Here is an 11,686-nt window from a genome sequence, read left to right on the forward strand (position 1 = left end):
TGTAAAGGGTGTGCCGGACCTGAGCCGTTCGTGACGGGCTATGCACTAGCTGGCTATCCGCCAAGCATCCGCAGCGCGGACCCCTGAAGTCGGCGGCACGTTTTGAGATCCTTGTGCCGCGGCAGGCTCGCGCCCGGTGATGGTGTAGAACCCGACTGTAGCTAAATTTCACCTAGGATGAACTGGATTGGCGCTGGTTGACCTTGGATGGCCTTGATTTTAGCGATTGCGAGTTGCGCAAGGCATTGATTTATAAAGCCTTCTGGTGCGTCACCAAAACTCCGAAGGCAGGGGTTGCTGGTTCGATCCCAGCCGGGCGCGCCAAAATTCCTCCCGAAGTTTAGTGCGATGACACTGGCCAGCTTCCGCAGCCCGCGTTCGCCGCTGGCGTGGCCCCAGTTGTCGTTGATGCGCTTGAAGCGGTCGATATCGATCATCAGCATCGACATCGGCGTCTTGTCGCGCAGGCAGTGCTCGTACTCGATGCCGAAGCGCGCCTCGAACTCGCGGCGGTTGGTCAGGCCCGTCAGCGCGTCGGTCTCGGGCAGCGCGCGCAGCGCTTCGCCGCGCGCCAGGCAGTGCGAGAACAGCTTGCCGATGCCCTGCAAGGTGACCCACATCAGCAACGCCAGCGCCAGCGCGCTGGCGGCCAGCACGGCGCTCAGGTGCAACGCAGTGCGCAGCAGCAGGTCGGCGGCGGAGAAGTAGTCGACCAGCGCCAGGGTGCTGTTGCCGATGCGCTGGAACATGATGCGGCTGCCGTCGGCTGCGCGCAGCGTGCCCGAACCGCGCCGGAACATTTCACATCAGCGGGTCAGCACAGCGGGTCAGCACAGCGGGCGCGGCTTTAAATCGCGCCCTGAAAACTCTCAGCACGCACCTCGCCGTGCCGCGCGACAGTGCTGATAGATTCACTCGATCCACGCAATCTCGCGCGGCGGGCCGTGTGCCGCGCTCCCGGAAACCACCATGGCAATTTCGACAACGCCCCTGCGCAAGCTGGGCGGCGTGCTGGCAGCACTGTTGCTCGCCGGCGCAGCAACCTCGGTGTCCGCTGCGCCGCTGAGCCTGCCGGGTTCGCTCCCCAATATGGCCGGGCTTGGCATTGGCTCCACCACCGAGTTTGCCGGCGGCAAGGACCGCATGATCGGCGTGGTGCCGGGCCTGCGTTATGTCACGCCGGGCGGCCGGCTGCTGGAATGGTATGGCCCGTATGCGCAGTTCAACTTTGGCGGGCCAACCGGTTTCCAGTGGGGACCGGCAGTGGGGTTGCGCCTTGGACGCAACGACGTTGACGATCCGGTGGTCTCGCGCCTGCACGAGATCGACACCACGGTCGAGGCCGGCGGCTACGTCGGCTATGAATACCTGAACCAGGGCCGTGTCCCCTGGCGCTTGCGCGGCGGCGTCAACGTGATGACCAATGCCGGCATCATCTACGGCGGCACGCATATCGCTGCAACGGGTTCGCTGTGGGCGCCGCTGCACCCGCGGGTCTATGCGGGAGCCGGCCTGGGCGCGACGTGGGTCAGCGGTAGTTTCAACCGCACCTATTTCGGCGTCACCCCGTCGGATTCGGCGGCCAGCGGCCTGCCTGTCTATAGCCCGGGCGGGGGCCTGGAACAGTTCACCGGCTGGCTGGCGTTGCTCTACCAGTTCGACAAGCACTGGTATGGGGGGCGATGGTGTACGGCCAGCGCCTGACCGGCGATGCCGCCGACAGCCCCATCGTGACCCAGCGCGGCACGCGCAACCAGGTCACTTACGGGGTTGGCATCTGCTATGCGTGGCGGTAGTGCCACCAGCGCTTGCTATGATCCCACCATGACCGACGACCTCGTCATCCCCCATCACGAATACCTGATCACGGCGATCCGGGCGCAGGGTGCGGGCGGCCAGAACATCAACAAGGTGTCCAATGCCGTGCACCTGCGCTATGACGTGCATGCCTCCTCGCTCGCGCCTGACCACAAGGAACGCCTGCTGGCGCTGCACGACCACCGCATCACGCGCGACGGCGTGGTGGTGATCAAGGCGCAGCAGTTCCGCAGCCTCGACCAGAACCGCGACGAAGCGGTGCGGCGGCTGCACGAACTGGTGCGCAGCGTGGCCACGCCGCCGCGCGTGCGCCGTGCCACGCGGCCCACGCTGGCATCCCGCCGGCGCCGGCTGGAATCCAAGAGCCAGCGCAGTCAGGTCAAGGTGCTGCGGGGCCGGGTGGTCGACTAGCGCCGCAGCAGTCCGGCTTCAGGTCCCGGTCTTGAATGCCGCGAGCGCCGGCACGTTGTCGCCGGCATCCGCCTGCGGCGGCCCGAAGCGCGCGCCCGGGCGCCGGTAAGCCGGAAAGAAGCCACCCAGGTCATACAGCGTGGCTTTGTCACCGCCGGACAGCGCCACGTACCGGTCGGGGTTCACCACAAGGCGCTGGGTCCGGTACACATGCGTATCGTGCGAAAAGCCGCGCTTGAACTCATACAGCGAGTCTTTGACCGAACCCAGCCCGCCGCCCAGGTGCAGGTAGCGCAGGCCGTTGGTGCGGCCCCATTCGCGCGCGGCATGGATCACGGTCTTGGTCGGCTGGAGGTGGCGGTACGCCCAGTCCCAGGCGGACAGGTGATATTGCATGATGCCCGTCCCCCGGGCCACGGTGAACAGCGCCGCGCCGAGCATGCAGCCGTCTTCCTCAGCCACGAACAGCAGCAGGTCGTCGCCCAGCGCGCGCACCAGGGTGCGGTAGTACTGCGTGTCGAAGAAGTAGTAGGGCAACGCGCCCAGGCGCGCCATGGTCGCGTTGTACAGCGCGATAAAGCGCGGCAGCCTGGCGAAATCACGGTCCAGGCGTGCGCTCACGCCGGCACGCCGGGCGCGGTTGATGCCCTGCCTGTGGCGCGCCTGCGTTTCGTGCCATAGCTGCTCGGCACTCTTGGTCAGGTCGACGGATACCGTCTCGCCCTGATCCACCACCAGCCCGAGGCGGCTGTCCCAGTCGGCATTGAGCAGTGGGTGCAGGCGGATAAACCACGACACGCAGCCGCACTCGCGCAGCAGCGCGAGCGCCGCGCCCAGTGCCTCCTCGGCAAAGCCGGCCGGGACATCGGTGCTCAACACCGGGCCGCCGTAGCCATAGGCCGAGGTGGCATCCCAGCTGCCGCAGCCAATGGGCCGGCGCACCAGCGGAACCAGCAATTCGTGGGCGCCGTCACGCACCAGCACCGCGGCGGCGCTGCCGTGGTCGCTACGCTCAGCGGCAGTATGCCAGCCAGGCGTGTGGTAGCAATCATGGCGACATCGCGCCAGCGTGTCGCGCCACGCGGGGCTTGTCGGTTCCAGCACGCTCGATCGCATCGAAAACTCCCTGTCAGGTAGCCGGCGCCGCGCCAGAGTCAGGCCGCGGCGCCGGGCATTGCTTGCCCCGGGCTTCAGCGCGCGGATTGCAGCGCGGCAATGCGCTGCTCAATGGGCGGATGGCTCGAGAACAGCGCCATCCACGACTTGCCGCCGGCGATGCCCATCGCCTGCATGTTCTGCGGCAGGCCATCCGGCTCCAGGCCGCCCAGGCGGCGCAGCGCCGCCACCATCGGCGTGGGCGTGCCCATCATGCCGGCCGCGCCCGCATCGGCACGGAACTCGCGGCGGCGCGAGAACCACGCCACGATGATGCTGGCCAGGATGCCGAACACGATCTCGCAGACGATCACCGTGACCATGTAGCCGATGCCAGGGCCGCTCGATTCCTCATCGTTCTTGCGCAGCATCGAATCGACGAAGTAGCCGACCACGCGCGCCAGGAAGATCACGAAGGTGTTGACCACGCCCTGGATCAGCGTCAGCGTGACCATGTCGCCGTTGGCCACGTGCGCGACCTCGTGCGCCAGCACGGCTTCCACTTCTTCATGGGACATCGATTGCAGGAGGCCGGTGGACACCGCTACCAGCGAGCTGTTCCTGGTCGCGCCGGTGGCGAAGGCATTGGGTTCGCCATCGTAGATGGCAACTTCCGGCATCGGCAGGCCGGCGCGCTGCGCCAGCTTTTCGACGGTCTGCACCAGCCACAGCTCGGTGCTGGTGCTGGGATGGGTGATGACCTGCGCGCCGGTCGACCATTTGGCGATGGTCTTGGACATCAGCAGCGAGATAAAGGCGCCACCGAAGCCCATCAGGGCGGCGAACGCCAGCAGCGTGCCCAGGTTCAGGCCATTGGCGGTCAGGAAGCGGTTCACCCCCAGTACGCTGGCGGTGATGCTGAGGACAAGCATGACGGCGAGGTTGGTCGCCAGGAAAAGCAATACGCGTTTCATGTGTATGGAGCAGTGGTGTGTAGGGCGGTACAGCCAGGATGCGGACGGGCCGCAGACGCGCGCCGCACGCTCAGACGCGGCACGCAGGAACAGGCGGGCGCGGCCAGGCCGCGCCGGTGGGACTCAGGCGCTCGGCGGACGCGGCAGCCGCGGCAGGTCGGGTTCGGGCAGCGGGGCGCCGGCATAGCGCGGCGGCCCGGCGCGGCCGCCCCAGGCGGCCAGGCACAACGGAGATGCCGGCAGCAGTTGCTCGGCAAGGTCGGCGCCGGGCTGCCACCGCGGCTCGGCGGCTTCGGAGGCGGGCGACGGCTCGCCCGTTGCGGCAACGCCGGCAGCGTCGTCGTTGCCGATGTTGGCCGCTGGCGCGGCCGACATTTCGCCGGTGGCCACCTCGGCGTGCGCGAACGCCGCCGCCCAGCCCGGCAGGGGCAGGAAGGCCAGCATCATGACCAGCAGGAGTAGCCGGAGGGAGCGCACGAAGGGGGACGGCTTATCGGTAGATGTAGGAGGAATTCTACAGGATGCGGCAAGGCACAGGCGCCGCCCTGCAGGGTCCGTCACACGTCGGCGTCACTCGCTCAATATGTGCCGTATCAGTAACTCCTGCAAGACCTGCCAGACTGGCCTACACTGTCGCCTGCCCTGTAGTAGTTACAGGGTAGAAAACGAGGGCCAGGCACCATGCGCATCGGCGAACTCTCCCGTACCAGCGGCTGCGATGTCGAGACCATCCGCTATTACGAACGCGAAGGCCTGCTCGACGCGCCCCGGCGCGAGGCCAACGGCTATCGCCGCTATGACGACGGCCACCTGGTCCAGCTGAATTTCGTGCGCCACTGCCGCTCGCTCGGCATGGGCCTGTCGGATGTGCGGCGGCTGCGCGAGTTCGAGCGCAATCCGACGCAGGACTGCGACGACATCAATAGGCTGCTGGACCGCCAGATCGCGCAGATCCATGCGCAGCGGGTGGCGCTGGAGGCGCTGGAAGGGCAGTTGCGCGCGCTGCGCGAGACCTGCCACCACCACCAGCCCGCCAGTGAATGCGGCATCTTGCAGAACCTGCAGCAGGCCGCCGCCGGCGCGGCCTGCGAATGCCATGCGGGCGCGCACGAGGCCGGGCCTGCTGCCAACGGGTGAGGCGCGCAGGCACGTCGCTGTGCTACGATGGCTGTTCCCGTGATCGCACCACTGCGGTGCACGGGCCCGGCGGTAGCGCAGCCAGTGAGCGATGTAGTGAGCAACGACTTACACGGCTCGCCTGTTCAGAGAACCATCCGCTGCCCCTTATCCACCCTTCTGCATGACCATGACTGATCGCCTGACGCCGATGCCCGATGCGGCTGTCCGCCTGATGCGGACCGGCCGCGCGCACGCGTGCGCGATCGTCACGGCCAACATCCTGCCCCAGCGCGCCACGCGCGCGGTCTCTCCCCGCCGGATCAGCGCACCGCCTGATTCCGCCCGGTTCCCAGCCTGATTCGTCTCCATAGCGGGGCCCGGGCCGAACCGGGCCCGAGCCAGCGTTTTCAGTTTTCCGGCCGCTGCCGCAAGGCCCGCGCCGGATTCGTTGATGTCCGCGCTGCTGCGCAAACGCCAGACCTGCAAGACCTGACCGCCGCCGCCTGCCATGCTGGCCGGGCCGCGCCAAACCACCCGACTGCCGGAGGACCCGCCATGACGGCCACCAAAACGAATACCGCCACCCTGTACCTGACCGAACTCGACGTGACCCGCCTGGAGCGCATCGCCAGCCGCGCCGGCTCGGCGCAGCTTGAGGACATGCTCGACAGCCTGCTGGCGCGCGCCACCATCGTCGCGCCAGAAGAGATCCCGACCGACGTGGTCACCATGAACACGCGCCTGGTCTGCAACCTGCCGGGCGAGCAGGCCCCGCGCAACTGGACGCTGGTGTACCCCGACGCGGCCGACTTTGATGCCGGCCGGCTGTCGGTGCTGTCGCCGGTGGGCCAGGCGCTGCTGGGCGCGCGCGCCGGCCAGACCGTCAGCTACCGGCTGCCCGACGGCCGCGAGCAGCAGGTGAGTGTCGCCGGGATCGCGTTCCAGCCGGAAGCCAGCGGCCAGTACACGCTTTGAGCCGCATCCTGAGCCAAATCCCAGCCGCCTGAGGCGTGCTGCCGGGGCCACGCAGGCGCGTCCTGCGCCGCGTGTGCCCGGCAATCCATCGACACCATTCATCGGCAAGCCAGACGTTTCACGACTCGCAACGCACCATTCGTCGCAGCGGTATTTCTGCTTGCGCGGACTGTGACTAATCTTCAGTCCGTGCTCGCATCGCAACATAGATTGCAGGGCGGCCGGAGTCTCATCCCGGTCCATACAAGAAAGAACGACGAAATCAGTTGAAGGAGTCCCAAATGATCGCCAGACGTATCCTTGGCGGCGCGCTCGTGTTCGCGGCGGTCGCCGCGTCCGCTGTGGCGTTGGCTGCCCCCGCTGCCAGCAAGGTTGGCAAGTTTGATGTGTACGCCGATGCGCTGAAGGCCGGCAAGTACGATGTGTATACGGACGGCGCCAAGCAAGGCAAGTTCGATACATACACGGACGGAGCCCGCACCGGCCGCTTCGACCCGTACTCGGAAGGCTCGCGCCGCGACGGCAAGTTCGACAGCTTCACCGAAGGCTCGCATAGCTTCAGCGGCGAGATCTCGAAGAAGGACAAGTTCGATACCTTCAGCGAAGGTGCGCACACCTTCACCGGTGATATTGCCGATCGTGCGCTCGACAATTCCCGCACGGGTGACGGCTCGCTGTACGGCTATCGCGTCTGATCCTCGCAGGTCTTCCCAAAGACCTCGTGCGGCCACTGCGGTGGCCGCAAGTTTTCTCTCCCGCCTGCCCGGCTGACCTCCTCCTCCTTCTCTCTTCGCCAGGCAGGCGCTTTTCTCTTCCCTCGGCTCGTGACCGCGTCAGCGCGCAGGCATGCTCCTCATGCCGAAGGCGGCTGCGTGGCGGTCGAGTCGTGTCCGGGCTCCGGCTGCGCGCGCGGCAACCTGCGCGCGATCTCGGCATAGAGCAGCGGCACCGCCAGCGTACCCAGCACCGTCGCACCCAGCATGCCGCCCAGTACGCCGGTGCCGACCGCCTGCTGCGCACCCGCGCCCGGGCCGGTGCTGATTGCCAGCGGCACCACGCCCAGCACAAAGGCCAGCGAGGTCATCACCACCGGCCGCAGCCGCTGGCGCGCCGCGCGCGTGGCGGCCTCCACCGCGCCCATGCCCACGCCGCTGCGCCGCAACTGCTCGGCATATTCGACGATCAGGATCGCGTTCTTGGCCGCCAGCCCCATGATCACCACCACACCCACCTTGAAGTAGACATCGTTGGGCATGCCGCGCAGCCAGATCGCCGCGGCCGCGCCCATCAGGCCGGTCGGCACGATCGCGATCACCGCCAGCGGCAGGGTCCAGCTTTCATACAGCGCCACCAGGCACAGGAAGATAAACAGCAGCGACAGCGCGAACAGCCACGGCGCCTGCGTGCCGGTCTGCTCCTGTTCGAAGGCGCGCCCGGTCCAGCGCACGTCGTATTCCGGCCCCAGCTCGCGCACCAGTTCGGCCAGCCGCGTCATGGCCGCGCCGGTGGTGTGGCCCGGCGCGACCTCGGCATTGATGCGCACCGAGCTGAAGCCGTCGAAGCGCTCCAGCGTGACCTCGCCGCGCCCCCATTCCAGCGAGGCGAACGCGGCCAGCGACACCATCGCGCCCTGTGCGTTGCGCACGTGCACGCGCGCGAGCTGGTCCGGCTGCATGCGGAACGGCGCGTCCGCCTGCAGGATCACGCGGCGCACGCGGCCCTCGCGCGCGACTTCGTCGATATAGCGCGAGCCCAGCGTGGCCGACAGCGTGTGGTGCACGATATCGGCATCGACGCCGAAGGCCTCGGCCTTGCGGTAGTCGATTTTCAGGTCCAGCGCCGGCACCGGCTGGCCGGTGGTGGCGCGCACCTCGCCCAGCACCGGGTCCTGCCTGGCGCGCTCAAGCAGTTTGTCGCGCGCGGCGAAGAGCGCCTCGCGCCCCACCGGCTGGCGCGCCACCAGGCGCATGTCCAGGCCGCCGATGCTGCCCAGTTCCGGCAGCGCCGAGCTGTTGTACGCAAACAGCTGCGCCGCGCCGCGGCCTGGCCAGGTTTCCAGCCCGGCCGACAGCCGCTCCAGCACGGCCTGGGCCGTGTGCTTGCGTCCGCGCGCTTTCCAGTCGGTCAGGCCGATATACAGGCTGGCGCGCTGCTCGCCGCTGCCGCCGCTGGACCAGCCCAGCACGGCAAAGCTCGAATGCACCGGGTAGTGCTGGTCGCGCATCCACTGTTCCAGCCCGGCCACCAGCCGGCGCGTGTCGGCCTGCGTGCTGCCGGCGGGCAGCTCGACATCGACCACGATCTCGCCGGTATCCTCTTCTGGCAGGAAGCCGCTGGGCATCTTCCACAAGGCGTAGCCGCATGCCAGCGTCAACGCCAGGTAGACCGCCAGCCAGCGCAGCCGCCTGCGCTGCAGCGCCTGCACCCAGCCGGCATAGCGCCCGGTGAAGGCGGCAAAGCGCGCATCGAACCAGGCCAGCGGCCCGCGCGCCGGCGCCGCGCTGTGGCGCAGCAGGCTGGCGCACATGGCCGGCGCCAGCGTCAGCGCAAAGAACAGCGAGAACGCGATCGATACCGCCAGCGTCACCGCGAAGTGCCGGTAGATCACGCCCACCGCGCTGCCGAAGAACGCCATCGGCACGAACACCGCGCACAGCACCAGCGTCACCGCCACCAGCGCGCCCGAGACCTCGCGCATCGAGCGCGCCGCGGCCTGCATCGCGCCCACGCCGTCGGTGCGCATGATGCGCTCGACGTTCTCGACCACCACGATGGCGTCGTCCACCAGGATGCCGATCGCCAGCACCACGCCGAACAGCGTGATCACGTTCAGCGACAGCCCCAGCGCATACAGGCACGCGACCGTGCCCAGCAGCGATACCGGCACCACGATGCACGGGATCAGCGTGGCGCGCAGGTTGCCCAGGAACAGGTACAGGATCAGGAATACCAGCACCGTGGCTTCGACCAGCGTCAGCACCACGCGCGAGATCGACGCCTGCACGAAGGTGGCGCCGTCGTAAGAGATCTCATAGCGCACGTCGCCGGGGAAGCCCTTGCTGGCGGCATCGAGCGCGGCGCGCACGGTGCGCGAGGTCTGCAGCACGTTGGCGCCGTCGGCCAGCTTCAGCCCGATCGACGCGGCGTTGCGCGTGTTCAGCGTGGAGCCGTAGCGGTAGTCGCTGGCGGCCAACTCCACCCGCGCCACGTCGCGCAGCAGCACGGCCGAGCCGTCGGTGGCCGCGCGCACCACGATGCGCCCGAACGCCTGCGCATCGCTCATCGGCGCGGGCGGACGCACGATCGCCTGGAACGGCTGGCCCGGCAGCGCCGGCGCGGCGCCCAGCTGGCCGGGGGTTACGTTGCCGTTGCGCGCGCGGATGGCGGCCTCGACCTCGGCCGTGGTCAGGTTGAAGGCGTGCAGCTTGTCGGGATCGAACCAGATCCGCAGCGCGTACTCGGCGCCGTATGGCTCGGCCTTGCCGATGCCGGGCAGGCGGCGCAGCAGCGGCAGCACCGAGCCCGCGGCAAAGTCGCCCAGCGCGGTCTCGTCCAGTTGCCCGCTGTCGGACACCAGCGACACGTACATGAAGGCGCTGCTGCTGGCCTGGTCGACATAGACGCCGCCGCGGCGCACCGCCTCGGGCAGCAAGGGCTCGGCCTGCGCCACGCGGTTGCGCACGTTGACCTGCGCCAGCTGCGGGTCGGTGCCCTGGCGGAAGCCCAGCGTCACCGTGGCGGTGCCGCCCTCGCTGCTGGAATCCAGGTAGAGCAGGCCGGGGATGCCGTGCATCTGCTGCTCCAGCACCGCGGTGACGCGGTCCTCCACCGTGCGCGCTGACGCACCCGGGTAATCGGCATAGACGATCACCGTGGGCGGCGCCACCGCCGGGTACTGGGCGATGGGGATGCGGTTCAGGGCCACCAGGCCCGCTACCACGGTCAGGATGGCCAGCACCCAGGCAAACGCCGGGCGCTTCAGGAAAAACGACGCCATGTCAGGTCAGGGCTGGCACGGGCGCACGGCAAGTGAAGATCGGCCGTGGCTCCGGTGCGGTTGGAACGGAACGGCTTGGGTGTGGAGACGCCGCAAGGCTTAGCGGCAAGAGGCGTCGAGTCGCGGCAAAGCCGGGCCGATGTTGCTGATGGTGCAGATCTGGCCGCGTGTCGGGTCGCCTGTCGGTCAGGGGGCGCGTGGCCCGCAGACCGGGGCCGGCGTGCACCGCGGCGCTTGCAGGGGTCCTGAGGGGAGAACCCGGCGCTGCGGCAGGAAGGATCGGTGAGGATCGACGCCGGCGACTGGCCGTCGCAATGCGGCCTTGCCGGCGATTATAGACAGGGAACAAAGTCCGGGCAACGCAAACATCACATTGTCGGCGCCCTTCCCACGTCGGGGGTGGAGCCTGCGCTTACAGGTCGCGCGAGGCGAAGGTATCGCACTTGCGGATATCGCCGGACTCGATGCCGCGGCGCAGCCAGCGCACGCGCTGCTCGCTGGAGCCGTGGGTAAAGGCCTCCGGCACGACATAGCCCTGCGACTGGCGCTGCAGCCGGTCGTCGCCGATCGCGGCGGCGGCCTTCAGGCCTTCTTCGATATCGCCGGGCTCCAGCAATTGCTGGTTGGCGCGCTGCGCGGTGGCGGCCCAGACACCTGCCAGGCAGTCGGCCTGCAGTTCCATGCGCACCGAGAGCTGGTTGGCCTGCGCCTCGCCCATGCGGCGGCGCGCGCTGTCGACCTTGTCCGATACGCCCAGCAGGTTCTGCACATGGTGGCCGATCTCGTGCGCGATCACATAGGCCTGGGCAAAGTCGCCGCTGGCGCCGAAGCGCTGGCGCAGCTCGTCATAGAAGGCCAGGTCGATATAGACCTTCTGGTCGCCGGGGCAGTAGAACGGACCCATCGCCGACTGGCCGGTGCCGCATGCCGTGGGTGTGGCGCCCGAGAACAGCACCAGCGTGGGGGGCGCATAGCGGCGGTTCAGCTGGGCTTCAAAGATGTGTTGCCAGGTGCGCTCGGTATTGCCCAGCACCTTGCGCGTGAACACCGTCATCTGATCCGTCGCCGGCGGGCGGTTCGCCTGCTGCTGTTGCTGCTGCGGGCCGGAGCCCTGCAGCACCGAGGCGCCCTGCATGATCAGCATCGGGTCGATGCCGAAGAAATAGGACGCCGCCAGCGCGACGATGACCGTGCCGATGCCGATGGTCTTGCCGCCGACACCGCCGAATCCGCCGCGGCGGTCTTCAACGTGCTGGCTTTCGGCTTCGTCATCTAGGCGCATGGGGGACTCCGGGGG

The 11,686-nt window shown here is 68.3% G+C and carries 11 protein-coding genes and 1 pseudogene; 6 read left to right on the forward strand and 6 right to left on the reverse strand.

The features are described 5' to 3' along the window. Nucleotides 1-161: 161 nt before the first annotated feature. The gene (locus tag AC3WQZ_RS10665) at nucleotides 162-800 is read right to left on the reverse strand and encodes a diguanylate cyclase domain-containing protein (RefSeq protein WP_492300513.1); all 639 of its coding nucleotides are present in this window, start codon (nucleotides 798-800) and stop codon (nucleotides 162-164) included. A gap of 343 nt (nucleotides 801-1,143) precedes the next feature. Here AC3WQZ_RS10665 and AC3WQZ_RS10670 point away from each other — a divergent pair. Both AC3WQZ_RS10670 and arfB read left to right on the forward strand, forming a co-directional pair. Continuing rightward, nucleotides 1,144-1,796, forward strand: a pseudogene (locus tag AC3WQZ_RS10670) (MipA/OmpV family protein). A gap of 28 nt (nucleotides 1,797-1,824) precedes the next feature. Further along, nucleotides 1,825-2,229 carry an alternative ribosome rescue aminoacyl-tRNA hydrolase ArfB gene (gene arfB, locus AC3WQZ_RS10675; protein ID WP_010812161.1) on the forward strand — a complete coding sequence of 135 codons (405 nt, stop codon included), beginning with the start codon at nucleotides 1,825-1,827 and terminating at the stop codon, nucleotides 2,227-2,229. An 18-nt stretch (nucleotides 2,230-2,247) separates the two neighbouring features. On the opposite strand, the gene AC3WQZ_RS10680 is transcribed toward arfB, so the two are convergent. The 3 genes from AC3WQZ_RS10680 to AC3WQZ_RS10690 form a co-directional block, all read right to left on the reverse strand. After that, nucleotides 2,248-3,333 carry a GNAT family N-acetyltransferase gene (locus AC3WQZ_RS10680; protein WP_231881366.1) on the reverse strand — a complete coding sequence of 362 codons (1,086 nt, stop codon included), beginning with the start codon at nucleotides 3,331-3,333 and terminating at the stop codon, nucleotides 2,248-2,250. Nucleotides 3,334-3,419: 86 nt separating this feature from the next. Beyond that, the gene (gene htpX, locus AC3WQZ_RS10685; RefSeq protein WP_010812159.1) at nucleotides 3,420-4,298 is read right to left on the reverse strand and encodes a protease HtpX; all 879 of its coding nucleotides are present in this window, start codon (nucleotides 4,296-4,298) and stop codon (nucleotides 3,420-3,422) included. Nucleotides 4,299-4,421: 123 nt separating this feature from the next. Continuing rightward, nucleotides 4,422-4,775 carry a hypothetical protein gene (locus AC3WQZ_RS10690; protein ID WP_492300514.1) on the reverse strand — a complete coding sequence of 118 codons (354 nt, stop codon included), beginning with the start codon at nucleotides 4,773-4,775 and terminating at the stop codon, nucleotides 4,422-4,424. 204 nt (nucleotides 4,776-4,979) lie between these two features. Here AC3WQZ_RS10690 and AC3WQZ_RS10695 point away from each other — a divergent pair, with 204 nt between their 5' ends. The 4 genes from AC3WQZ_RS10695 to AC3WQZ_RS10710 all read left to right on the forward strand — a co-directional run bounded on the left by AC3WQZ_RS10695 (nucleotide 4,980) and on the right by AC3WQZ_RS10710 (nucleotide 7,087). Next, nucleotides 4,980-5,435: a Cd(II)/Pb(II)-responsive transcriptional regulator gene (locus AC3WQZ_RS10695; RefSeq protein WP_492300515.1), complete on the forward strand. Its 456-nt coding sequence runs from the start codon at nucleotides 4,980-4,982 to the stop codon at nucleotides 5,433-5,435. A gap of 163 nt (nucleotides 5,436-5,598) precedes the next feature. Then, nucleotides 5,599-5,775: a hypothetical protein gene (locus AC3WQZ_RS10700; RefSeq protein ID WP_492300516.1), complete on the forward strand. Its 177-nt coding sequence runs from the start codon at nucleotides 5,599-5,601 to the stop codon at nucleotides 5,773-5,775. 197 nt (nucleotides 5,776-5,972) lie between these two features. After that, nucleotides 5,973-6,392 carry a nucleoside diphosphate kinase regulator gene (rnk, locus tag AC3WQZ_RS10705; RefSeq protein WP_010812155.1) on the forward strand — a complete coding sequence of 140 codons (420 nt, stop codon included), beginning with the start codon at nucleotides 5,973-5,975 and terminating at the stop codon, nucleotides 6,390-6,392. Between the two features lie 281 nt (nucleotides 6,393-6,673). Continuing rightward, nucleotides 6,674-7,087 (forward strand): hypothetical protein, encoded by a 414-nt coding sequence (locus tag AC3WQZ_RS10710; protein WP_010812154.1) that lies wholly within the window; start codon nucleotides 6,674-6,676, stop codon nucleotides 7,085-7,087. Nucleotides 7,088-7,245: 158 nt separating this feature from the next. On the opposite strand, the gene AC3WQZ_RS10715 is transcribed toward AC3WQZ_RS10710, so the two are convergent. Then, nucleotides 7,246-10,389 carry an efflux RND transporter permease subunit gene (locus AC3WQZ_RS10715; protein ID WP_492300517.1) on the reverse strand — a complete coding sequence of 1,048 codons (3,144 nt, stop codon included), beginning with the start codon at nucleotides 10,387-10,389 and terminating at the stop codon, nucleotides 7,246-7,248. 412 nt (nucleotides 10,390-10,801) lie between these two features. Continuing rightward, complete coding sequence (gene ypfJ, locus AC3WQZ_RS10720) at nucleotides 10,802-11,671, reverse strand: KPN_02809 family neutral zinc metallopeptidase (protein ID WP_010812152.1); 870 nt, start codon at nucleotides 11,669-11,671, stop codon at nucleotides 10,802-10,804. Between the last annotated feature and the right edge of the window lie 15 nt (nucleotides 11,672-11,686).

The organism is Cupriavidus sp. FW305-26, from assembly GCF_058787975.1.

Excerpts from the sequence above, each read along its gene's own strand:
- htpX (WP_010812159.1), bottom strand. The coding sequence starts at position 4,298 with ATGAAACGCGTATTGCTTTTCCTGGCGACCAACCTCGCCGTCATGCTT.
- ypfJ (WP_010812152.1), bottom strand. The coding sequence starts at position 11,671 with ATGCGCCTAGATGACGAAGCCGAAAGCCAGCACGTTGAAGACCGCCGC.
- AC3WQZ_RS10710 (WP_010812154.1), top strand. The coding sequence starts at position 6,674 with ATGATCGCCAGACGTATCCTTGGCGGCGCGCTCGTGTTCGCGGCGGTC.
- AC3WQZ_RS10715 (WP_492300517.1), bottom strand. The coding sequence starts at position 10,389 with ATGGCGTCGTTTTTCCTGAAGCGCCCGGCGTTTGCCTGGGTGCTGGCC.
- AC3WQZ_RS10700 (WP_492300516.1), top strand. The coding sequence starts at position 5,599 with ATGACCATGACTGATCGCCTGACGCCGATGCCCGATGCGGCTGTCCGC.
- rnk (WP_010812155.1), top strand. The coding sequence starts at position 5,973 with ATGACGGCCACCAAAACGAATACCGCCACCCTGTACCTGACCGAACTC.
- arfB (WP_010812161.1), top strand. The coding sequence starts at position 1,825 with ATGACCGACGACCTCGTCATCCCCCATCACGAATACCTGATCACGGCG.
- AC3WQZ_RS10695 (WP_492300515.1), top strand. The coding sequence starts at position 4,980 with ATGCGCATCGGCGAACTCTCCCGTACCAGCGGCTGCGATGTCGAGACC.
- AC3WQZ_RS10665 (WP_492300513.1), bottom strand. The coding sequence starts at position 800 with ATGTTCCGGCGCGGTTCGGGCACGCTGCGCGCAGCCGACGGCAGCCGC.